At 62.8% G+C, this 21,393-nt stretch carries 20 protein-coding genes, 1 tRNA gene and 1 pseudogene; 11 read left to right on the forward strand and 11 right to left on the reverse strand.

From position 1 onward, the window contains the following. Window positions 1-490: aldehyde dehydrogenase family protein (locus BG57_RS15280; RefSeq protein WP_035965861.1), on the reverse strand; the 490-nt coding region annotated here is incomplete at its 3' end. Window positions 491-641: 151 nt separating this feature from the next. Further along, on the reverse strand, window positions 642-2,159 hold the full coding sequence (locus BG57_RS15285; protein ID WP_035966086.1) for an MFS transporter: 1,518 nt from the start codon (window positions 2,157-2,159) through the stop codon (window positions 642-644). Window positions 2,160-2,427: 268 nt separating this feature from the next. Between BG57_RS15285 and BG57_RS15290 the strand changes: the two genes are divergently transcribed. The 4 genes from BG57_RS15290 (at window position 2,428) to BG57_RS15305 (ending at window position 5,379) form a co-directional block, all read left to right on the forward strand. Further along, a complete protein-coding gene (locus tag BG57_RS15290; RefSeq protein WP_035966087.1) occupies window positions 2,428-2,901 on the forward strand; it encodes a universal stress protein in 474 nt (157 codons plus the stop codon). Between the two features lie 104 nt (window positions 2,902-3,005). Continuing rightward, complete coding sequence (locus BG57_RS15295; RefSeq protein ID WP_063934938.1) at window positions 3,006-3,728, forward strand: helix-turn-helix domain-containing protein; 723 nt, start codon at window positions 3,006-3,008, stop codon at window positions 3,726-3,728. Window positions 3,729-3,899: 171 nt separating this feature from the next. Then, window positions 3,900-5,225, forward strand: coding sequence for an SUMF1/EgtB/PvdO family nonheme iron enzyme (locus tag BG57_RS15300; RefSeq protein ID WP_035965864.1), 1,326 nt, complete (start codon window positions 3,900-3,902; stop codon window positions 5,223-5,225). Window positions 5,226-5,302: 77 nt separating this feature from the next. Continuing rightward, window positions 5,303-5,379, forward strand: a tRNA-Val gene (locus tag BG57_RS15305). A 73-nt stretch (window positions 5,380-5,452) separates the two neighbouring features. Here BG57_RS15305 and BG57_RS15310 read toward each other — a convergent pair. The 3 genes and pseudogenes from BG57_RS15310 to BG57_RS15320 all read right to left on the reverse strand — a co-directional run bounded on the left by BG57_RS15310 (window position 5,453) and on the right by BG57_RS15320 (window position 7,507). After that, on the reverse strand, window positions 5,453-5,671 hold the full coding sequence (locus BG57_RS15310; RefSeq protein WP_035965866.1) for a hypothetical protein: 219 nt from the start codon (window positions 5,669-5,671) through the stop codon (window positions 5,453-5,455). Window positions 5,672-5,785: 114 nt separating this feature from the next. Continuing rightward, window positions 5,786-6,256, reverse strand: a pseudogene (locus BG57_RS15315) (TonB-dependent siderophore receptor); the annotation flags it as partial. A 27-nt stretch (window positions 6,257-6,283) separates the two neighbouring features. Beyond that, the gene (locus BG57_RS15320) at window positions 6,284-7,507 is read right to left on the reverse strand and encodes a PepSY-associated TM helix domain-containing protein (RefSeq protein ID WP_035965868.1); all 1,224 of its coding nucleotides are present in this window, start codon (window positions 7,505-7,507) and stop codon (window positions 6,284-6,286) included. Between the two features lie 231 nt (window positions 7,508-7,738). Between BG57_RS15320 and BG57_RS15325 the strand changes: the two genes are divergently transcribed. Then, the gene (locus BG57_RS15325) at window positions 7,739-8,629 is read left to right on the forward strand and encodes a sterol desaturase family protein (protein WP_035965871.1); all 891 of its coding nucleotides are present in this window, start codon (window positions 7,739-7,741) and stop codon (window positions 8,627-8,629) included. 249 nt (window positions 8,630-8,878) lie between these two features. Continuing rightward, window positions 8,879-9,388 (forward strand): hypothetical protein, encoded by a 510-nt coding sequence (locus tag BG57_RS15330; RefSeq protein WP_052005843.1) that lies wholly within the window; start codon window positions 8,879-8,881, stop codon window positions 9,386-9,388. Window positions 9,389-9,396: 8 nt separating this feature from the next. Here BG57_RS15330 and BG57_RS15335 read toward each other — a convergent pair whose 3' ends face one another. Both BG57_RS15335 and BG57_RS15340 read right to left on the reverse strand, forming a co-directional pair. After that, window positions 9,397-9,675 carry a DUF3253 domain-containing protein gene (locus BG57_RS15335; RefSeq protein ID WP_035965873.1) on the reverse strand — a complete coding sequence of 93 codons (279 nt, stop codon included), beginning with the start codon at window positions 9,673-9,675 and terminating at the stop codon, window positions 9,397-9,399. Between the two features lie 10 nt (window positions 9,676-9,685). After that, entirely contained in the window at window positions 9,686-10,804 is a 1,119-nt protein-coding gene (locus tag BG57_RS15340) for a porin (RefSeq protein WP_229753853.1), read from the reverse strand. A 474-nt stretch (window positions 10,805-11,278) separates the two neighbouring features. Here BG57_RS15340 and BG57_RS15345 point away from each other — a divergent pair, with 474 nt between their 5' ends. Further along, on the forward strand, window positions 11,279-11,929 hold the full coding sequence (locus BG57_RS15345) for an N-acyl amino acid synthase FeeM domain-containing protein (RefSeq protein ID WP_229753852.1): 651 nt from the start codon (window positions 11,279-11,281) through the stop codon (window positions 11,927-11,929). Window positions 11,930-12,065: 136 nt separating this feature from the next. Continuing rightward, window positions 12,066-14,972 (forward strand): putative bifunctional diguanylate cyclase/phosphodiesterase, encoded by a 2,907-nt coding sequence (locus BG57_RS15350; RefSeq protein WP_052005834.1) that lies wholly within the window; start codon window positions 12,066-12,068, stop codon window positions 14,970-14,972. Between the two features lie 90 nt (window positions 14,973-15,062). Here the strand turns inward: BG57_RS15350 and BG57_RS15355 are convergent, their stop codons facing one another. The 3 genes from BG57_RS15355 to BG57_RS15365 all read right to left on the reverse strand — a co-directional run bounded on the left by BG57_RS15355 (window position 15,063) and on the right by BG57_RS15365 (window position 17,503). Further along, entirely contained in the window at window positions 15,063-15,248 is a 186-nt protein-coding gene (locus tag BG57_RS15355) for a DUF3563 family protein (protein ID WP_035965877.1), read from the reverse strand. Beyond that, a complete protein-coding gene (locus BG57_RS15360) occupies window positions 15,248-16,222 on the reverse strand; it encodes a hypothetical protein (RefSeq protein ID WP_035966092.1) in 975 nt (324 codons plus the stop codon). Before BG57_RS15360 ends, BG57_RS15355 begins: the two co-directional genes overlap by 1 nt. 195 nt (window positions 16,223-16,417) lie before the next feature. Next, window positions 16,418-17,503, reverse strand: coding sequence for an alpha/beta fold hydrolase (locus BG57_RS15365; protein WP_035965880.1), 1,086 nt, complete (start codon window positions 17,501-17,503; stop codon window positions 16,418-16,420). A 242-nt stretch (window positions 17,504-17,745) separates the two neighbouring features. On the opposite strand from BG57_RS15365, the gene BG57_RS15370 reads away from it, so the two are divergent. Beyond that, entirely contained in the window at window positions 17,746-18,171 is a 426-nt protein-coding gene (locus tag BG57_RS15370) for a CopG family transcriptional regulator (RefSeq protein ID WP_035966093.1), read from the forward strand. A 36-nt stretch (window positions 18,172-18,207) separates the two neighbouring features. Next, on the forward strand, window positions 18,208-19,278 hold the full coding sequence (locus BG57_RS15375; protein WP_035965883.1) for an extracellular catalytic domain type 1 short-chain-length polyhydroxyalkanoate depolymerase: 1,071 nt from the start codon (window positions 18,208-18,210) through the stop codon (window positions 19,276-19,278). A gap of 22 nt (window positions 19,279-19,300) precedes the next feature. Here BG57_RS15375 and BG57_RS15380 read toward each other — a convergent pair whose 3' ends face one another. Continuing rightward, on the reverse strand, window positions 19,301-20,218 hold the full coding sequence (locus BG57_RS15380; protein ID WP_035965885.1) for a LysR family transcriptional regulator: 918 nt from the start codon (window positions 20,216-20,218) through the stop codon (window positions 19,301-19,303). 118 nt (window positions 20,219-20,336) lie between these two features. Between BG57_RS15380 and BG57_RS15385 the strand changes: the two genes are divergently transcribed. After that, window positions 20,337-21,098, forward strand: a complete 762-nt coding sequence (locus BG57_RS15385; protein WP_035965887.1) for an SDR family NAD(P)-dependent oxidoreductase — start codon at window positions 20,337-20,339, stop codon at window positions 21,096-21,098. The last annotated feature ends 295 nt before the right edge of the window (window positions 21,099-21,393 follow it).

Consider the following 21,393-nt stretch of genomic DNA (forward strand, 5'->3'; position numbering starts at 1 on the left):
ACGCCAGCGGGAAGTTGCTCGCGCCGAACACCGCGACGGGGCCGAGCGGAATCTTCTGCAAACGCAGATCAGGACGGGGCAGCGGCTTGCGATCCGGCTGGGCGGAATCGAGCGTCGCGGAAAGCCAGCGCCCTTCGCGCACCAGCGACGCAAAGAGCCGCAACTGCGCGACCGTGCGGGCGCGTTCGCCTTCGAGCCGCGCTTTCGGCAACGCGGATTCCGCCTGCGCGCGTTCGATCAGCACATCGCCCAGTAGGATGATGTTGTCCGCGATCGCCTCGAGAAACTGCGCGCGCGTTTCGAGCGGCGCGTGGCGATACGGATCGAACGCGGCGTCGGCGAGGTTACACGCGCGGTCGACTTCCGCCGCGCCGCCACCGCCGAAAACGGGTTCGAGGTCGACGTTGCGAGCGGGGTCGAACGCGCGGAGCGTAACTTCGGCGCCCCGCACGGCCGATGCGCCGATCAGCATTTCTCCGGTAATGATCATGGTGAACCTCCGTGCTGGTGATGCTGCCCGTGCCTGAGCGGGCGGCAAGGGATGCGGCATGCGGCCACGCATCGCGTGTGCCGGATCGGTGCGCGCCTGGCAAAGTGACTCGCGGACGGCCAATGCGTTCCGTCGCACGGTCACCGCGGCGTCAGCCCTTGCCGGCCTTCCGGAACGTTATATGTCCGATCCGCCGCACCAGCAACACCGCGACGAGCGCCGCGACCGCCGTCAGCATCGTGCCGATATGCACGGACTGCACGAGCGCATCGCGGGCAGCGTCGAAGAGCGCGGGCGCGTCGAGCCCGGCCGAGCCCAGATCGCGCAGCAGCGTATCGCGCAATGCTTCGTCGACGAGAATGCGCGGATCGACGAAACGCGGCTGCCATTGCGCCGATGCCGTCGCGCCGAGCACGCTGATGGTGCGCTCGACGACGCTCGCGTAATGATGCGCGACGATCGTCCCGACGATGCTCGTGCCGAGCATGCCGCCGACCATGCGCGTCGATTGCAGCAGCGCCGTCGTGATGCCGAAGCGCTCGCGCCCCGCGATCTCCTGCCCGAATACGTTCATGTTGTTCAGCACGAAGCCGAGCCCGATGCCGACGGCGGCCATCGGCAATTCGATCCACAGGTGCGGCGTCGACACGCGCGCAAACGACAGCCCGACCGACGCCAGCACCAGCAGCGAGAAGCCGATCGACAGGATCATCGTCGGCTTGCGCAAATGGATGACGATCCGCGTATTGATGAAGCTGCCGAGCGCGATGCACGCGGCAATCGGCGTGGCGAGCAGCCCCGCTTCCTGCGGCGAAAGCCCGAAGCCGCCCTGCAGCAGCAGCGGCGCGAAGAAGATCAGCGAGAACATCACGAAGCCCGCCATGAAGGACAGCGTGAACAGCGTGACGAGATGCGGATCGCGGAAGATATCCAGCGGGATGATCGGATGCGTTGCGCGCCGCTCGCAGACGAGGAGCGCCGCCGCGCCGACGATCACCGCGCAACCGAGCGCGATGTTGCCGCCCGACAGCCCCGACTTCGGCACAGATTCGATCAGCGCCTGAAAGCCGCCCAGCACGAGCGCGACGAGCACGGCGCCGGTCCAGTCGATTTTTACGGCGCCTTCGCGCGGCCGGTGCAGGTTCGGCAGATGCGACCAGATGAAGTACAGCGCCGCCGCGCCCACCGGCAGGTTGATCAGGAACGTCGAACGCCAGCCCCAGTGCTGGCTCATCCATCCGCCGAGCGACGGCCCGGCCGCCGTACCGATGCCGTACGCCGCCGCGAGCACGACCTGCCATCGCACGCGCGTGCGCGGATCGGGAAAGAGATCGGGGATCGCGGCGAACGCGGTGCCGACCATCATTCCGCCGCCCACGCCCTGCAGTCCGCGCGACAACGCCAGAAACAGCATGTTCGGCGCGAGTCCGCACAAAACCGAGGCAAGCGTGAACGTGACGACCGCCGCGATGACGAACCGCTTGCGGCCGAAATAATCGCCGAGCCGCCCGAACACCGGCACGGTGACGACGGATGCCAGCAGGTAGGCGCTCGCGATCCACGCGTAATACTCGAAGCCGTGCAGTTCCGCGACGATCGACGGCAGCGCCGTGCTCACCACCGTCTGGTCCAGCGCCACCAGCATGTTGACGAGCCCGATGCCGAGCATCGCGTAAAGGGCGGTTCGGAACGCGAGTGCGTGCGGCTGGGGTTCGGTGGTGCGGTCGTCGGTCATGCGGCGTGTTAAGCGGGCGCTGAGTCGGTGGAATCAAGGATTGTACGGCGTCGCTTGCGACAGATCGACTCATCGCAAAATTGCGCGGTCTCGCGGCAACGGCTGCGCGTTATGCTGCAAAGCGCGCATCGCCGCGAGGCAAGCGCCCGCGCCAGGCACCGGCGGCGCTGCGCCCGACACTTCATTGCACGAGGAACACGCCATGTTCAAACGCATCATCGTCGCCATCGATGGCAGCCGCACGTCCCAGCACGCCTTCGACGCCGCGCTCGACCTCGCCGTCACGCATCAGGCCGTCGTCCAGCCGTACTACGTCGTCGAGAGCGGGCCGCTGTACATGGACGTGCCCGGCTACGATCCGTCCGTGCTGCAGAAGGGCCTGACCGAACAGGGCGCGACGGTGGCGCGGGAAGCCGCCGAAGCGATGAAGGCGCGCGGCGTCGCGGGCGACGTCGTAACCGTCGAAGCCACCGTCAGCGACGATGTCGCTTCGCTCATCATTCGCGCCGCGCGCGCATTCAACGCCGATCTGCTCGTGATGGGCACGCATGGCCGCAAGGGCTTCAAAAGGATGATTCTCGGCAGCGTTGCGGAGCGTTGCCTGCGGCAAGCCAGCTTGCCGGTGCTCTTGATTCCCTCGGCGGCAACGAATTCGGACGACGCCTCTACCGCATGATGTAAAGATTGTGCAAGCAGCGGAGGCGCGGCATTTTTCCGCACGGTCGGGCAGGCGGGCTATGGGACAATCAATTTGTCATCCATCAAGAATCCGAGCTCGCCATGTCTGATCCGATCCTTCCCCGGCGGCAAGCGGCGCACTGTTCCAGCTGCGCAATGCGCCATCTGTGCATGCCCGAAGGCCTTTGCGCCCGGGACGTCACCAAGCTGGAACACATCATCTCCGTGACGCGCAAGATCCGTCGCGGCGATGCGCTCTTCCGCACCGGTGACACGTTCGATTCGCTCTACGCGGTGCGCTCCGGTTCGCTCAAGACCGTCGTCACGAATGACGGCAGCCGCGACGGCGGACGCGAGCGCATGACCGGCCTGCTGCTGGCGGGCGATGCGCTCGGCCTTGACGGCATCGGCGATGGCCGCCACACGTGCGACGCCGTCGCGCTGGAAGACAGCTCCGTCTGCGTCGTGCCGTACGCGCTCTTCGAGCGCATGTGCCGCGAGACGGATTCGCTGCAACGGCGCATGCATCGCATGATGAGCCAGGCGATCAACCGCGAAGCCGAACACGTCGTGCGGCTCGGCATGCTGCGCGCCGACGAGCGCGTCGCGCGCCTGCTGCTCGACATGTCGGCGCGGCTCGCGCGGCGCGGATACGCCACCGCCGAGTTCACCATGCGCATGACGCGCGACGACATCGGCAGCTATCTCGGCATGACGCTCGAAACGGTAAGCCGCACGCTGTCGCGCTTCGACAAGCTCGGGCTCATCGAGGCGCAGGGCAAATCCATCCGCATCCGCGATTTCGACGGACTGCGCGGCATCTGACAATCGCGCGAGCGCGCGGCGGTTTGTTCGGCGCGCCCGAACAAACGCCGCGTTCGGCGCGCGTGGCACGGACTTCGCTACACACTAGCTCTTTCATGCAACCGGGCAGGCGTTTTGGCGCTTGCTCGAATCCTATGCAATGCTTGCGGCTTGCACCGGAGACCGAGCGAAATGAATCGCGAACCATCCCTGCGTCATCTCTTGCTGGAGCGGCTCGCCGAAGCGCGCCGCGTGACGGACGAACTTTTCGACATCGTCAGGCGCGAGCATCTCTACGATCGGCCGATCGCTGAACGGCATCGCATCGTCTTTTATATCGGCCATCTGGAGGCTTTCGACCGCAATCTGTTCGACAAGCGCCTCTTCGACCTGCCGAACGCCGATCCCGCCTACGATCAGCTTTTCGCATTCGGCATCGATCCCGTCGATGGCGGCCTGCCGACCGATCAGCCGGGCGACTGGCCCTCCCTCGACGATGTACAGGCCTACAAGATGCGAGTGCGCGCGGACATCGACGCGCGCTTCGATCCGACGAGGCTCGTCGCCGAACCTGCGTCCGCCGACGAACCGCCCGTGAAGCTGCTCGAAGTCGCGATCGAGCATCGGCTGATGCATGCCGAAACGCTTGCCTATATGCTGCATCAATTGCCGGTCGACAGAAAAATTGCACCGGCGAACGCGGCATCCGAGCGGACCTCGGACCGCCCGCTCGTACACGAGACGGTGCACGTTCCCGAAGGCACGGTCACGCTGGGTCTTTCCCGCGCGAGCGGGCGATTCGGCTGGGACAACGAGTTCGATGAAATGCACGTGGACGTGCCGGCGTTCGATATCGACCGCTACATGGTCACGAACCGCGATTACCTGCGCTTCATCGATGCAGGCGGCTACTGGAATCGCGACTTCTGGAACGACGCCGACTGGGCGTGGAAGGAACGGCATCGCATTGCGCATCCGGCCTTCTGGATTCCGGGCGACGAGGCCGACGACAAAGCAGCCGGCGCGGACGAAGCCGATGCCGGCTGGAAGCTGCGCACGATGTTCGAAGAGATGCCGCTTCCGCTCGACTGGCCGGTGTACGTGAGCCATGCGGAGGCCAGCGCCTATGCGCGCTGGGCGGGCAAGACGCTGCCGACCGAAGCGCAGTGGCAACGCGCGGCGACGGGCGCGCCGCACGTCGCGGAAGGCAACTTCGATTTCCGCCGCTGGGACCCGACTCCGGTGCAGGCGCATCCCGAGAACCGCAGCGCGTTCGGCGTCGAGGGGCAGTTCGGCAACGGCTGGGAATGGACATCGACGACATTCGGCCCGCTGGATGGCTTCAAGCCCTTCCCGTTCTATCTCGGCTATTCGGCGAACTTCTTCGACGGCAAGCATTTCATCATCAAGGGCGGCTCACCGCGCACGGCAGCGTGCATGCTCCGGCCGAGCTTCCGCAACTGGTTCCAGGGGCATTACCAGTACGTGTATGCGGGCTTTCGCTGCGTGAGCGTGTGAGTGCGTGAGCCGTCTGAAGATTCTTCGTGCACGGGCTTGTATATCCGGTCGGGGGTCTCTATAATCCGCGGCTCAACAGGCTCGTAGCTCAGCTGGTTAGAGCACCACCTTGACATGGTGGGGGTCGTTGGTTCGAGTCCAATCGAGCCTACCAACGCATATGCTGTAAAACAAATCACCGCGTTCATCGCGGCGATTTGCTTTTCTGGTCCCTCTTTCGTACTTCCCTAATCCCACATGTTCCGGAACGCCACGGCGGCGATCACGGGCACGGTCAGCACGAGCGGAATCGCGAAGTACGGCACTTCCAGATTCACCGTCCAGTTGTAGATCAGCCAGCCGATGCCAAGCGCCAGCGTGCCGATGCCGACCAGCGCCGAGAGGACATTGAGCGAGCGCGCCGACAAGCGCCTGCGGGACGGTTCTTTACTCGAGGTCGGTTCCATGATGACGGTGTGGGCGCATCGTGCGCGAGTCATATACATCTAAGTTTATACCGCTCGCCGATGCGGCGTAGCGCGGTCACGAGGCCAAAAAAAGCACGCCGCCGGTTCGAGACACGCCGTGTTCGGCGCGGAATCGCCGATAGCCAGCGCCTCGCTGCGATTCGCGAAGAACGCCATGTTCTGCCACGGCTTGACGACGAGCCCGAACAACGGCGTCGTGATCGAATCGTTATAGGCGCGCGTCTGCTTGCCGGTGTAATCGAAGGTGTTCGTGTGCAATTCCTGATAACGCGCGCCGACGGTGAACAGCACGCGATCGTTCAGAAGGCCGAGCGTGTCCGACACCGACGCGCTGCGCATCAGATTGAGCGCCGTCGTGCCCGGATCGGCGAGATTGCCGGCGGACAGCGTGGTCGCCGGATACGGCACCTGCGGCGTGTCATAGAGACTCGTCGGGAACGCGCAGGCGAACGTATAAGCCGACATCGAATCGACGCGCACGATCGACGCGCCCGCCGTCACGAAATGCGACACGGGGCCGGTATTGAAATGCCCGCGCACGCCCGCTTCCGCCGAGCTTCCGTCTCGCGCTGTCGCGTTCAGCCCTGCGCGTCACGACGACAACGACCGCCCTCGCGCCGCGCGAGCGTCCGCCGCGGCGGCCGAGTGCCGGCGCGCCGCCCGCTTGCGCATCCAGATGATGAGGCCCGTCGCGCTCAGAATGGCCACTGCCACGCCGACCGCGCTGATCAGAATCCGACCCGTCAGCCCGACGATGCGCCCCGAATGCAGCGGAAACTGCGCCTGCATGAAGATGTCGCCGGCCGAACCGCGGCCCGGGATCGACGAACCCGCGAGCATCCCCGTGTGACCGTTGTAGTACAGCCACGCGTTGCCGAGACCGCCATCGCCGTGATCGTGACCGGGCGCGAAGAAGCCGACGCCGTACGCCTGCATCGCAGGGGCGTAGTAGAGCGCACCCATCGGCTCGGAGATGTTCTCGCGCTTCGCATCGCGGGCCGCCGTTTCAATGATCTGCGCGCGTGTCGCGGGAGGCTGGCTCGTTGGCGCGGGGCGCACCAGATCAGCGTTTTCGAGGAATGACGGCGACAGCTTCGAGAACGCGGACACGATGGGCCGCACGACCGGATCAGCGAGATTCATCGAAACGGACGTGAGCGCCATCATCAGCAGCAGCGCCCAGATCCACACGCCGCCCGAGCGATGAAGATCGAAGGTCAGCGCATAGCCGCCGCGACGGAAGCGGAACGCAAGCGACTTGCGCCACGCCTTCACGCTCGGGAACGACAGCACGAACGCGATGCCGCTGTCGAAAAACCAGATGATGCCGACGATGCCGAGCAGCCACGTACCGGTATCGAAGCCGCCGAGCACCGGCAAATGCAGCGTGTAATGCAGCTTGTAGAGGAACGGCATCAGATCGATGCGCGCGAGCGACACCGCGCCCCACATGCGCCGCGCCTGCACTTCGCCGGTGGCAGGATCGACGGCGATCTGGTTGTAGTCGACCGCATACGGGGCGCCCGTCGACGGATTCGTGCGCGGCCAGACCATGATCTGCGCGGCATGCCCCGGCTCGACGCCGAGCGGCAGATACGTGACCTCGACGCGCGGATCGGCTGCTTCGACGCGCCGCGCTAGCTCGAGCGGCGCCAGCGGCGCGCCGTCGGTGCGCGCCTGGAAGAACGACGGATTGAGCATCGCGTCGATCTCGTGATCCCACGCGATGATCGCCCCGGTCAGCCCCGACACGAAAAGGAACAGCGCGGTCGCGACGCCAAACCAGCGGTGCAGCCGGACGAGCACCGGCCTCATGCTGACACTGCCTTCAAAGGAAATTTGCGCGCGGCTGCAGTCATTCGACGCCCGTTAGTAAATAGGAATTATTCGCAATGTTATACAGGACGGGCGACGGGGACAAGCCTTTCGTCAGGTTCGGCGCGTCGACGCCCACACCGCGACATCTCGCGAAACAAATGCTGCGTGGTTTTTAACGGGCGCCATCACTACAGTTGCGTTCATCCGCAACCCACTCATGGCGACATCATGGAAATGATCGGAAAGTTATCGATGTACGTGCTCATCATCGTGCTCGGAGCGTCGATGCTCGAAGCGCTGATTCTCAGCCGCGTTCACAAGGGCACCGCGCGCGCATTCGACTGGCACGAAGTCTGGATCTCCCTCGCCGATCTCGTCGGCCGCAAGCTGCTTGCGTTTTTGCCGCTTTCACTCGCGACGCCGGTGTTCGCGTTCGCGTGGGAGCATCGCATTCACACGGTGACGGGCAACACGCCGCTGACCGTGCTGATGCTCTTCATCGGCATGGAGTTCTGTTACTACTGGTATCACCGCGCTTCGCACACCATGCGTTTCTTCTGGGCGACGCATGCAGTGCATCACTCGCCCAACCAGTTGACGCTCTCTTCCGCGTACCGGCTCGGCTGGACGAACAAGATCACGGGCGCCGCGATGTTCTTCACGCCGCTCGTATGGTTCGGCGTCAAGCCGGAAGTGGTGCTCGCCGCGTTGTCGATCAACCTGCTGTATCAGTTCTGGCTGCACGCCACGTGGATTCCGAAACTCGGCTGGCTCGAATACGTGCTCAACACGCCTTCATCGCATCGCGTGCATCATGCGTCGAATGCGGCTTATCTGGATGCGAATTTCGGCGGCGTATTGATCGTCTTCGATCGACTGTTCGGCACGTATGTCGAAGAACGCGCCGATGAACCCTGCCGCTATGGACTGACCACGCCGACTACATCGCGCAATCCAATCGTCGTTGAGACGGAGCACTGGACGAGCCTCGCAAAAGACGTGGTGAACGCTAAGAGCGTGTCCGATGCAGTCAGCTTCGTGTTGCGCCCGCCGGGCTGGCTGCCCAATGGCGGCGGAGAGACGACTGCGGAGTTGCAGAAGCGTGCCAAGGCAACCTGAGTCTGCGACGTTGTGTTCGGGCAAAGGCGGAACGAGTGTTTCGCCTTTGCCCTTTTGGCTCTTATTCCACAATCGTGGAACGAACATTCATCAAACATCCTAATCATTCTCCGATGACTGGACCTTTCGCTTTGAAAGCCCTATAACCGTATGCATCGGCGACTTTGCTTTATCTTCCCGTTAAGGAAACCGAACGATCGATAAGCATAACGCAGCAATTTGTCGGGGTTAATGTTCGGAGGTGTCGTCATGCAAGGCAAGACGTGCCTTTTAAGTAAGAAACTGGTGAGAGCTTCGACAATCGTGCTCTTTGCGGCAAGCGCCGTATCGGCGCAGACGATCCCGAAGCAAGGCCCTATCGATGTGACTTTCACGGCTCTCGGACGCGACATCAGCGCGATACCGGCCGGCGGCGAGGACGTCGTCTACTTGTATGAAGCGACGATGGCCTTCACCAATAACGTCAAGACGCCCTTGATGCAGAACGTGATTGCGCGCTGTGTGGAATCCGGATTCAGCGGCGGCGAGGCGAACGGATTCTGCGTCTTCACCGACAAGGACGGCGACAAGTTCGTCGAGACGTTCAGTCACAAGGCGGGCACCATTGCAGGAAAAGCGGTCCTTGGCTCAGGGACGGGTAAATACAAAGGCATCGAAGGGCAACTCGACTGGCAGCAGGTTCAGCCACTGCCCGCCGACAAGGGAACCTTCAACTTCGTCGGAAAGAAGACGGGAAGCTATCGGATAGCGGGTGGTTGAGCGAGCCATCAAGTCGTAGGAAATCGAGGGCCGCGCCGCAAGCGGATCGGACCGCGATCGATCGACTCCGGCGACAACGTCACCGCGCCTTGCGTGATCAGAATGCGTCCCTCTCGCGCCAGCCGCGCGGCGACTTGCCGTATTACGGGCATCAGCTTGCGCCATTCGCTTTCATCGTCGGGAATGAGTTCGCGCGCGACATCCGAAGGGCAAATGGATGCAGTTGCCGCGCGCCGGCCGAGCAATTCAAAAACGCAACGCTCGATATCCTGGTCCGATGAAGTCATCGCTCGATGCTCAGAAGCTATGCCGAAGGCCGGTCATCACGGACAGTTGGGTCGATCCGTTCGCTGCGCTCAATCCGCTGACGCCCTGTAATTGCGCACCGATCAGGCCGCCTCGATAGAGCGAGTAATCGGCTTCGACATAGACGTCGGTGCGGCGCGATATGCCGTGATCGGCCACCACCTGGAACTGCGTCGCGTTGCCGTCTCCGCTTGCGTTCTTGCCATCCTGAAGCGTGCGCCAGAAGTTGGCTGACACGTGTGTGCGCGTGCCAATCAACTGCGTTACCCCGCCAAAAAACATTTGCCGCGATGAAAATTGCGTGAATCCCAGCGCCGTCAACAGCGCGGGCGTATAGGGGCCGTTCGGCGCGTTGCCTACATACCCACCGTCCTCGCGATTCACCGCCCATCCCGCGTTCACCAATGTGTTGCCGAACGTATAGGCTCCGCCCGCTGTCCATGACTTCATGTGGGCTGAACTGTTCACGGCGTCGCGCGTGTCGAGATAGCCCGCAGCCAGCCGCAACGGCCAGCCCGGCACGTAGGATACCGATGCACCAATCTGGCTCCCCGCGCCATATGCCCCGGCAACGCCGCCGAACGCATACGAGAGTTCCATCGTGACGTCTTGCCAGCGCGCCGTGTATTTGGCCATGTTGCTGGTCCAGACGCCCTGCGCCATGCCGACCTCCGGCCGGAAAACATAAACCGTCGGCAGCCAGGCATTGGTGACATAGGTGCGCAGGACGGCCGTCGCAAGCGGATTGACTTGCCGCCCGAGCGTCAGCCGTCCGAAAGTCGACGACCGGAGGCCGACGAAAGCCGTATTAAAAAAAGGATAAGCCGGGTCATTCGTCCCGCTATTCGGGAAAAAACGATTCTCCAATTGAAAAACGACGCTGTTGCCGTCGCCAATGTCCTCGGAACCAAGCAGGCCCCAGTGACTTTCGCTCAGGCCGCCGTTCGAAAGTTGCAGGCGGTCATTGCCGGACGTGTCGGCATGAGTCGTGTAGCGCAGCGCCGTGTCCACGAGTCCATAAAGCGTCACTGACGACTGAGCGCACGCGCTCGCGCCGTAAAGCCCGAGGCCTGCCAGAAGGACGGCCAGTGATCGCGGGTCCCGTTTCAAACTCAGGTTCATTATCTGCCTATGTGCATAGCGGATTGAGTTGCAGCCGGTCCAGTGTCAGAGATCCGGCGTCTTGAATACGAAGGCCGCAGACTACCAGCAACGCACGAACGCTAGCGACTTCGTGTCGTATCGGTAAGAAACGCCTTGACTTTTGCCTGCTCTCGCTAAGGAAAAAAGGAACTCGTAAATACTCATGTAAAAGCTACTCGCTCCGTCGACACGACACTCCCGGCTTGCCGGCCGGGACACATCACGTCCCGTACGTTCGTGAGAATCTTGGTCGTCGCGTTTAGGGGCCAACCTTATTCCCTAAAGCGGCGCACTTTTTTCTTTCTTTAATCCACGGGATAAAAAATGGACCGCATCGACTCAGCACTTCTCACGCAACATCTGGGCTTCACGTCGCTCGAACAAGACTTGGCGCCAAGCACAGTCAAGAAAACGGAAAGATTGCCGTTTACGATAAAGATCGTGAGTGATCAGGCAGAACTCTCGAAAGCCGTCGAAATGCGCCGGGCCGCCTATGGGCGTCACCTGCCGGAATTCGCAGAAACGATGGACGTCGAGGCGCTCGATGCCGCGCCCGGCACGGTCGTGCTGCTAGCGCAATCGCGGCTGGACGGAGGTCCGCTCGGTACGATGCGGATTCAGACGAACGTGTTCGGACCGCTGGCGGTTGAGCAATCCGTCCGCCTGCCCGACTGGCTGAATCAGGCGCGACTTGCCGAGGCGACGCGGCTCGGCGTCGCACGCGGCGCAATCGGCCGGATGGTCAAGGTGGCGCTGTGCAAGGCGTATTACATGTATTGCGTTGAGAACGATATCGACTGGATGCTGATTACCGCGCGTTCACCGCTCGACCGGGAGTACGAGGCGATGCTGTTCAACGACGTGTATGGCCAGAACGAATTCCTGCCGATGACGCACGTCGGCGGCATGCCGCATCGGGTGATGGCGAAGCCGGTCGCGCTGGTCCGCCAGCGTTGGGCTGCGGTCAATCACTCGTTCTACGGCTTCTTCTTCGAAACGAATCATGTCGACATCGATGTCACCGTCGCGTCGAGGCCGGATCAAGCGGATGGCGTGGAATACAGCGGGCTGCAATCGCTGAGCGAAGCGTAACGTAGCAAACGTACGCCCGTGCATAACGAGCGTACCGATGATCGTCGGCGGCGACGCACTCGCGTGGCCGCTGTCGATTGTCGTAGCATCTCGATCCACGAGATGAAAGCGGTAGTCAAGGAGGAAAGGGCACTAAATGACAAGCGATAAGTGGACGTTTCGGGACCGGCTGACGAGTTGGGCGTTCCTGCGGTTCTCCGTATACGTAGCGCCGTTCGTGATTGCGCTCGGCACCATCGCGGTCATGTTCTGGGCGCCGCGTCAGTTCGACACGACGGGCACCGTTCCGCTTCGCTTCCACGTGATCGCCGATCCGGCCGCGACGCTGCGGCCCGCCGATGCCATCGCCCGCCTGCGCGATAGCTCGTCCATCGCGCCCACTGCGCGTTTCAGCACCCATCTCGCGCAAACGCCGTTCTGGTTTCTGCTCGAAGCGCCCGCAAACAATACCAGCGTACCCGCGTTCATCGACCTTCCGTCGCGGCACGCGCAAACGATATCCTGCTGGAGCACGGCCCCTGCCCCTGCCCTTCTCGGCGCCGGCGACCGCTACGGCACGCACGGCGACATCCGCTTCAACAAGGCGGGCTTTGCGCTGAAACTCAGTGCGCAAACGCGCGACACCCCCATTCTTTGCCGCGGCACATTCTCCGGACCCGCGTACATCACCGCGACCGCACTGAGCCGCGACAAGCTCGAAGAAACCACACTCGATTTTCAACAGGGCGCATCGCTGATCACGGGCGGCCTGCTCACGCTTGCGATCTTCGTGTTCGTGACGGCGATCATCAATCACGAATGGACGTACGTCATTTTTGCCGCATGGCTCGTTGGCAATCTGCGCTTGACGGCCAACGCAATGGGTTTCGATACCGAATGGATGGGCCGCCTCATTCCGCCGGGCCATATCGAGTTTCTGCGCGAATTCACGTTCGCGTCGTACTACATCCTGACTGCGACGCTCTTCGTCGAACTGTTCCGCCGCGAACTGAAAGCAATCGGCCTGCGCTGGACTCTGCACGCAGTCCGATACGGCGGCTGCATTCTGATGGTCGCTGCTTTCATGCTGAGCTACGCCCACTTCATTCCTGTGCTGTGGGCGAGCGCGAGCTTCTGCATCGTGGTGCTCACGTATTTTCTCGCGCAGCTCGTCTTCAAGGCGAGATCGCGCACGGTGTTGTGGTATGTCGCGTCGATGGGCATCGTGCTCTTCGCGACGCTGTCGGAAGTGCTGGAGGCGGCGTTCGGCTTCAAGGGCCTCGCAGGCGCGCATAGTCCCGTCTTGACGGCGCTGTCGTCGAGCATGCTGTGCGCGTTCGCAATCGCTGAACGCATGCGCGAAGAGCGCGAACGCCGCCGTCAGATGCAGATCGAGCTGCGCAATACCTACGATGTCACGCCCATCGGCCTCTTCACGTTGAACGAGGAGCATTGCTTCGTGCGCGCCAATCCCGCGCTGCACGCGATGCTCGGCTTGCCGCATGCGCAGGACGGTTCGCATCGCTGGGCCGACTACTTCGCGCAAGGCGCCGAGCGCGCGTTGAACGAACTGCTGGAAGGCGATGAATCGGCGTCGATTGAAATCGAGGGCGCGCCCGGCACGACAACCGACGGACGCCGCTACTCGCTGCGAGCCATTCGCGCGAAGGGCTTCATCGAAGGCTCGCTGGAAGACGTCACGGACCGCTCGAAAGCCGTCGAGCGCCTGCACTTCCTCGCCGAACACGACCCGCTCACCGGGCTGTTGAACCGGCGCGGCATCGAACACGCCATCGCCCGTCAATGCGAACAGAGCGACGCATGGGCGCTCGCGTATCTCGACCTCGACCGCTTCAAGGTGTTCAACGATCTGTTCGGCCACAGCACGGGCGATGAGATCCTTCGGCATGTCGCCGCGCGTCTGGTCGAGCGCCTTGGCTCGCATGTGCCGATCGGGCGCATCGGTGGCGACGAGTTCGTGTGCGTGCTTGCCGACATGGAGATCGACGACGCGATCGCGCGCTGCAAGGAACTCGTCACCGCGTTGAACGCGGCACCCTTCCTCGTCGATACACGCGCCTTCCAGGTCAGGGGATCGATCGGCGTCGTCGAATGCTCGCAGGGTGAATACGGCCAGGACGCTCTCGCCTACGCGGACCGCGCATGCCGCGCCGCGAAGCGCGGCGGCAACGCACGGCTCGTCGCATTGCGCAAGGGTGCGCCCGCCTTCGAGGAACGCGCCGCCGAAATCAGCCTCATCGAAGCGCTCGGAGAAAGCCGCCTGCCAGACGGACTCTTCCTCGTCATGCAACCGATCATGTCGATGCAGGCGCCGGGAGAATCGCTCGATTTCGAAATGCTGTTGCGCCTGCGCACCGCGGATGGCGCGGTCGCGACTGCCGGCAAGCTGATTGCCGCCGCCGAGGACTCGGGCACGATCGTACAGATCGACCGCTGGGTACTCGCGACGACGCTCGCCTGGTTGAGCGAGAACCGCGCATCGCTCTCAAGAACGCGCTTCGTGTGCGTGAACCTGAGCGGCGGCTCGCTCAACGACGAGCACTTCCTCGACGAACTCTTCGCGCTGTTCTCGCGCTACGAGGACATCGTGCATTACCTGTGCATCGAGATCACCGAGAGCGTCGCGCTGCACGACCTCGAGCATACGGAGCGTTTCATCGCACGCGTGCACGACATGGGCGCGAAAATCGCCATCGACGATTTCGGCGCGGGTCAGACATCGTTGCGCTATCTGAAGAAGCTGTCGGCCGATGCGCTCAAGATCGATGGCGAGTTCGTGCGCACGATGTGCAACCATCCCGCCGATATCGCGATCGTCGAAGCGATCATCAATCTCGCGCGCAATCTCGGCATGCGCAGCATCGCCGAATGGGTCGAGGATTTGCAAACGCTCGATGCGCTGAAGGAACTGGGCGTCGACTATGTACAGGGCTTCGCCATTGCGAAGCCGCAAGAAGCCCGCGACATACTGGTGGCCTCGTCCGCTGCGAGCTTCGTGACGAACCCTGAAGTCAAACGCTATCTGCAAGCGGAAACGGTATGAGCGCGTGATGGCCCCCGCGGTCAATGCATGCGCCGCCGGCTTCTGTGTCCGGCGTGGCGCATGCGTCGTCGAAAGGCTTGCTTCGAAGAATCAAGGAAGCACGTCCCCTGCTTCGAGCTTTCGTATGCGCCTTTCAACGTCGGCAAGATCCGTCGCTTCGGAGACGTAGGCATCGCACCGCTTGCGCTCGATCGCGTCGAGCCAGGCGTTCAGCAGATAAATCAAGAACATGATCATGGTATTCACCGTCTGGTCGTGTGATCCGGCTTGCGCCATCACGATTGCGCGAAGACATCCGTGCCGCAAATGAGCGTCCGGGCGTGCAGCGGTTCGAGCGCCGCGGCAAGCCGTTGCCCTTGTGCGTCACTTACCATGCCCGTCAGCACCTCGGCGAAGCGCGGCGCCTCGACGCCCGAGATGATGTATTGCCAGCGATACGCATCCAGCACGCCGGCGCAGACGCGGGCTTCTTCATCGTCGGACAACGCGCGGTCGAGCATCGAGAGGAAGCAATGGGCATCGGCTGCTGCCTGAGTCTGCAGCAGGCCGTCGATTGCGCAGACCAGATCGATCAGATCGCCGACGGCCTCATCACGCGCGGCTTCGTCGATGCGCGCGTCTTCACGCAGCCATTCGAGTTCGTCGATGATCGCGTGCTGCGACTCCTCCTGCCAGTGAAACAGAAAGATGTCCTTGAAAAGCGGCGACATGTTGCTGTCGCTTTCCATGCTCTGCCGGTAATGCACTTGCGTGACAATTTCGATGCAGCAGGTCAGCGCAAGAATCGACCACGTCGACTTCGTCAGCACGAGCGCGGCGACGTCATCGGCGCTGGCAGTGAAGCGATAGCCGTGGGGCATGACGGCGGCAGCCAAGGCATCGACACGGCGGAACAGTTCCTGATGTTTCAGCTCTTCATCGGTGAATCGCACGATCGCCTCGAACGCGGTCTGATTGGCGAGCGCGTGTTCACGGCCGAGTTCGATCATCTTCGCGCCGATGAAACGCTCGATCAGCCCGAACATGTTCGTGTAGGTGCGGCCCTGAATCTGCGACATCAGGCGGCGCTCGGCGTCATCGAGAAACGGCAGGCGTTCCGTTTCGCTCAGTCCTTCGGGCATGAACTTGTGCAACGGGTCGAATTGACGGCCGCGTAATACGTCCCGGTCGATGTCCCAGCGAATGCGGCGCGATGCTTCGATGCATTTCATATAGCGTTGCTGGGCGGCTTGAGGACTAAAGGCTTTCATGAACATACTCCGTGAACTGTCTGTCGGAAGATAAAGGACGGTTCGGCGGAAGAAGGAAGAAAGCGTTGCGCCACCGTCTGGAGATCATTCTGGGCAGACGCATGCGCGAAAACATGAGTCCCGCGTCCCGGTCGATGCCGGGATGAGGCGCGCAGTACGCGGGAAAGCGGGACACGTGTCCCGGCCAGGTCGGGTCTACGAAGAAACGTCGTCGAAGCCCGCGCGGCGCGCAAGCACGATCGCCTGTCCGCGGCTATCGACTTCGAGCTTCGAGAAAATGCTGGTGAGATGATTGCGCACGGTCTTTTCGCTCAATGCGAGCCGCGCGGCAATCTGCGCATTGTCGCGGCCGCCCGCAAGCAATTTGACGATGTCCCGCTCGCGCGGCGTCAGCATCGCAAAAGCGGGATCGGGCGCGGTCAACGCCGGAAGAAAACCGCGCACTTCATCGCGCCATCGCTGCCAGGCGGGTTCGGCTTCGAGCACGAGATGATTGTCGCTTTCGAGCGGGACGAAGCGCGCACCGGGAATCATCCCTGCGATCAGGCGGCTTTCGTCGAACGGGACGCGCGCATCGCCGCTTGCGTGAAGCACCAGTACTGGGCATTCCACCTTGGGCAACAGATCGAACACGTCGATCTCGTTGAAGACGCGCATGATGCGCGCCGCGTTGCGCGGCGTCGTGGTCATGCGTTCCAGCTCATTGAACCAGCGATGCTGTTCCGGACTGCCGCCCGGTATGAACTGCGTGGTGAAGAACTGGCGGAACGCGGGATTGCTCTTGCCCCAGCCTATCTCAGCGAGACGCACGAGCATTTCCGCTTCCTCGTGCAGGGCGGGATCGTTCGTGCGCTTGAGGCGTCCCCTCGCATAGCCGCCGTGCAACACGAGATGAGTCACGCGCTCTGGATGCGCCACCGCATACGCGACGGCGATCGATGCGCCCTGCGATATGCCGAGCAATGGAAAACGCTCGATGCCGCATGCGTCGACGACGGTTTCCAGATCGCGCAGCCACGCATCGAAGGAGATATCGGCGACGTCTCTATCAGAGAGGCCGCAGCCGCGCTGATCGTAGCGAATCAACGTGTGATGCTGGCACAGCTCCAGCATCAGATGGCTCCACACCGGGCTAGAGAAGTCCAGCTCGAGATGGCTCAGCCAGTTCGCCGCCTTGATGAGCGGCGGCCCGGAACCGCACGTCGCGTAAGCGATGCGCGCGCCATCGCTCGCCATGCATAGACGTATCTGTTGCCGCGGCGGGGAGGAGCACTGCTTCATCGCGAGGCAATGATGTATGGAGTACGTAGTAATTCGGCCGGTGTTAAACGGATCGCACGAGTCAGTCATGCTCGCGCGCAAAGGCGGGGAAAGTCAAGGTTCCGGGTGTCGTCGAGTTAGGTGCCGCAGTCGCTCTATCTGCCCGCCAGCATCGAGGCGCGCAACGCAAATTCGATTGACATCGACGATTTATAAGCCTATAACCATCCCATTGGATGGTGAGCGGATGGAAAAACCGGAATATGGAAAAGACGGATACGCCCGAATCGTCACGCTCACGCGGCGGCGAAACGGAAAAAATTACGATCAATCTCGGCCCGGTGGACTTGGGCCAGATCGACTTGCTCGTCGAAGAAGGCTTTTACTCGAACCGGACGGACCTCATTCGCACGGCCATTCGCAACCAGTTGTCGGTTCACGCGGTCGTCGTTCGGGAAACGGTGACGCGGCGCGAACTGGTGCTGGGCCTTCAGTACTTCTCAAAGCGCGATCTCGAAGCGATCCGCGCCGCGAACGAGCGACTCAAGATTCAAGTGCTGGGACTTGCCAGCATTGCCGCCGACGTGACGCCCGAGCTCGCGCTGGCCACGATCGATTCCATTCTGGTGCGCGGCGCATTGCACGCACCAGCGGCTGTCAAAGCTGCGCTCGCGGGTCGAATCCGCTAGCGCCGCCATGCACGCCAACAAACAACGGACCTCACAATGAAACTCAATGAAGGCTTTCTGGACTCGATGAAAGAAGCGTTCGCACGCTTCAAGGAACACGACCCCGCCGCCGCCACCGATCTCATCCGGCGCGCGTTAAGCGGCGAATCCACGCACGTGGAGCCGCCGCAAGCGCAACGTCCCGAACGGGCGAAGGTCGATACGACGCCCTTCGGCCGCTTTCACAAGACGCGGACTGAAACGGATACTGCAGTCGAGGATCGCGGACATTTCAGCCGGAAAAGCTACGCGAATGCCGCCGGGCAGCGCGATTACAAGCTCTACGTGCCGAGCGGATATCGCGGCGAGCCGGTGCCGCTCATCGTCATGCTGCACGGCTGCACGCAGGACGCCGACGATTTCGCGGCCGGCACGCAAATGAACACACTCGCGGACGAGCACGGCTGCATCGTCGTCTATCCGATCCAGCCGCAAGGGGCGAATCCGTCGAAGTGCTGGAACTGGTTCAAACCCGCCGATCAGGCGCGCGAGCGCGGCGAGCCATCCTTGATCGCGGGCATCACGCGTGAAGTCATGGCGAGTCATAGCGTGGACCCAAAGCGTGTGTATGTCGCGGGGTTATCGGCGGGAGGCGCGATGGCGGCGATACTCGCGCAGACCTATCCGGAGTTGTACGCTGCGGCAGGCGTGCATTCGGGACTGGCTGCCGGATCGGCGCACGATCTTCCGTCCGCGCTCGCAGCGATGCGCGGCGGCCAGCGTCCCGGGCACGCGAAGATGACGCAGCCGTCGCGCTGTCCGCTCATCGTCTTCCACGGCGATGCGGATAGCACCGTCCATCATGCAAACGCCGATGCGATCCTGCGCGGCTTCAGCGTCGACACGGCCGCGTCCGCCGCGCCCGCAAGCGACATCGTGAGTGCGCGCAAGTACACGGTGCGCAAGCTGGTGTCGCCTGAAGGCACGCGGGCGGAGTTCTGGACGATACACGGCGCGCCGCATGCGTGGTCAGGCGGCAGTTCACGCGGCTCCTATACCGATCCCACCGGTCCCGATGCCAGCGCCGCCATGCTGCGATTCTTTCTGGCGCATCCTCGGCAGCACTGAGCGTGATCGGCGTGGTCAGTGGTCAGCGGTGCGGCAGCCACGCAGGCTCGGAAAGATGCGCCGCGAAGAAATCGCCGAGCGCCGTCACCTTCGCCGGACGCGCCCTCGCCGATGGCGTGACGAAGTACAGGCCGCCTCGCGTCAGCCGCCAATCGGTCAGAATCGTTTCGAGACGGCCATCGGCGAGATATTCGCCCGCGATGAACTCGGGCAGCTCGGCAATGGCGAGTCCATCGAGCAGCATCGGCAGAAGCGCATCGGCGTTCGTGACGCGCAACGGTCCCGTCGGCGTAACCGGCTCTTCTTCGCCGGCATCGTTCGTGAAGCGCCACACTGGGTTGCCCGCGCGATAAGCGTAGGAAAGGCACGGCCGGCCCGCGAGGTCGCGCGGATGCGCCGGGCGGCCGTATCGCTCCAGATAGTCCGGCGACGCGACGACGAGTTGCGACACCGGGCACAAGCGCCTCGCCACCAGCGACGAATCCGGCAAGGCGGCAATCCGCAGCGCCGCATCGAAACCTTGCGCGACGATGTCGACCGTCGCATCGGACAAATGCAAGTCGACCGAGACTTCCGGATACGCCCGGAAGAACGCGGGCATCAGCGGCGCAACCCAGCGCAAGCCGAACGACATCGGCACGGCGAGACGAACCAATCCGCGCGGCTGTACCGACATCTCGCGTGCGACGCTCTCCGCTTCCTCGGCCTGCCGATAAATGTCGCCGGCCTTCTCCGCGATAGTCCCGCCGAACTCGGTCAGCGCCAGTTGCCGCGATGTTCGATTGAACAGCCTCGCGCCCAGCCGATCTTCCAGCCTCGCCACGCCGCGCGATACCGTCGCGACGGAGACGCCCATCGCGCGGGCAGCCGCTGCGAACGAGCCCTCTTCGGCCACCTTGGCGAACATCGCCAGGCCCTCGAAATCCGGTAGCTTCGTCATTTCATTTCTGCAACGATGGTTTGCAGACGATTCTATTTCGAAAGGACGTGGCCGTCGATATCCTTCTCACATCGCTTCACGACATGACACTTCAACCGGACACACAAGGAGCAACACCATGGCACGCAAGCTCGAAGGCAAGATCGCACTCGTCACCGGGGCCACCAGCGGCATCGGCCTCGCAACCGCCAAGCGGTTCGCAGCGGAAGGCGCGCATGTGTACATCACGGGCCGTCGCGCAGCCGAACTCGATGCAGCGGTCGCGGCCATTAACGCGATCGGCTCAGCGACCGGCGTGCGCGTCGATTCGTCGAAGCTCGATCAACTGGACGCACTTTATGAGCAGATTCGCGGGGAAAAGGGCCGGCTCGATGTGCTCTTCGCCAATGCAGGCGGCGGGAGCATGCTGCCGCTCGGCGAGATCACCGAGGCGCATTATCACGACACCTTCGACCGCAACGTGAAGGGCACGCTCTTTACCGTGCAGAAGGCGCTGCCGCTGCTGTCGAAGGGCGCATCCGTGATCCTCGCGGGGTCGACGACGACCATCGAAGGGACGGCGGCGTTCAGCGTCTATTCGGCTTCGAAGGCTGCGATCCGCAACTTCGCCCGAAGCTGGATTCTCGATCTGAAGGACCGCGGCATCCGTGTGAACACCATCAGCCCCGGTGCGACGAAGACGCCCGGACTCGTCGAACTCGCAGGCCCGGACGAGACGCAGCAGCAAGGCTTGCTGGACTATCTGGCGTCGCGCATTCCGATGGGGCGCGTCGGCGATCCGAACGAAATCGCATCGGCTGCGCTGTTCCTCGCGTCCGACGATGCGAGCTTCGTGAACGGCGCGGAACTGTTCGTCGACGGCGGTCAGGCGCAAGTCTGAGCATCACAGCACGAAGGCAGCGGCGCGTGCGGCTGCCTTCGAAAGATGCAGCGCTGGCCGTTGGCTTGTGATCCTCGGCTCTCTCTCAGGTTCTAGCTGGCCGAAACACGGTTGTTTCCAGCGCTGCGCGGGCAGGATAGCCTGGAACCGGTTCCAACGTCGCATCGTTTTTCGCAATATCGTTATTACGGTCGATGATTTGCAACGGCGACTAAACGGGATGCACGAGCAGCAGGCAAAAAAAAGCCGGCTCATTGAGCCGGCCTGAAAGTTCTGGCCATTCCGAGGGCCGTGC

This window comes from Caballeronia grimmiae (assembly GCF_000698555.1).
Lineage (GTDB): Bacteria > Pseudomonadota > Gammaproteobacteria > Burkholderiales > Burkholderiaceae > Caballeronia > Caballeronia grimmiae.

Excerpts from the sequence above, each read along its gene's own strand:
- BG57_RS15330 (WP_052005843.1), top strand. The coding sequence starts at position 8,879 with ATGCAAGGCAAGACGTGCCTTTTAAGTAAGAAACTGGTGAGAGCTTCG.
- BG57_RS15295 (WP_063934938.1), top strand. The coding sequence starts at position 3,006 with ATGTCTGATCCGATCCTTCCCCGGCGGCAAGCGGCGCACTGTTCCAGC.
- BG57_RS15370 (WP_035966093.1), top strand. The coding sequence starts at position 17,746 with ATGGAAAAGACGGATACGCCCGAATCGTCACGCTCACGCGGCGGCGAA.
- BG57_RS15375 (WP_035965883.1), top strand. The coding sequence starts at position 18,208 with ATGAAACTCAATGAAGGCTTTCTGGACTCGATGAAAGAAGCGTTCGCA.
- BG57_RS15335 (WP_035965873.1), bottom strand. The coding sequence starts at position 9,675 with ATGACTTCATCGGACCAGGATATCGAGCGTTGCGTTTTTGAATTGCTC.
- BG57_RS15360 (WP_035966092.1), bottom strand. The coding sequence starts at position 16,222 with ATGAAAGCCTTTAGTCCTCAAGCCGCCCAGCAACGCTATATGAAATGC.
- BG57_RS15380 (WP_035965885.1), bottom strand. The coding sequence starts at position 20,218 with ATGACGAAGCTACCGGATTTCGAGGGCCTGGCGATGTTCGCCAAGGTG.
- BG57_RS15355 (WP_035965877.1), bottom strand. The coding sequence starts at position 15,248 with ATGGCGCAAGCCGGATCACACGACCAGACGGTGAATACCATGATCATG.
- BG57_RS15300 (WP_035965864.1), top strand. The coding sequence starts at position 3,900 with ATGAATCGCGAACCATCCCTGCGTCATCTCTTGCTGGAGCGGCTCGCC.
- BG57_RS15365 (WP_035965880.1), bottom strand. The coding sequence starts at position 17,503 with ATGAAGCAGTGCTCCTCCCCGCCGCGGCAACAGATACGTCTATGCATG.
- BG57_RS15325 (WP_035965871.1), top strand. The coding sequence starts at position 7,739 with ATGGAAATGATCGGAAAGTTATCGATGTACGTGCTCATCATCGTGCTC.
- BG57_RS15385 (WP_035965887.1), top strand. The coding sequence starts at position 20,337 with ATGGCACGCAAGCTCGAAGGCAAGATCGCACTCGTCACCGGGGCCACC.
- BG57_RS15350 (WP_052005834.1), top strand. The coding sequence starts at position 12,066 with ATGACAAGCGATAAGTGGACGTTTCGGGACCGGCTGACGAGTTGGGCG.
- BG57_RS15320 (WP_035965868.1), bottom strand. The coding sequence starts at position 7,507 with ATGAGGCCGGTGCTCGTCCGGCTGCACCGCTGGTTTGGCGTCGCGACC.
- BG57_RS15310 (WP_035965866.1), bottom strand. The coding sequence starts at position 5,671 with ATGGAACCGACCTCGAGTAAAGAACCGTCCCGCAGGCGCTTGTCGGCG.
- BG57_RS15290 (WP_035966087.1), top strand. The coding sequence starts at position 2,428 with ATGTTCAAACGCATCATCGTCGCCATCGATGGCAGCCGCACGTCCCAG.
- BG57_RS15285 (WP_035966086.1), bottom strand. The coding sequence starts at position 2,159 with ATGCTCGGCATCGGGCTCGTCAACATGCTGGTGGCGCTGGACCAGACG.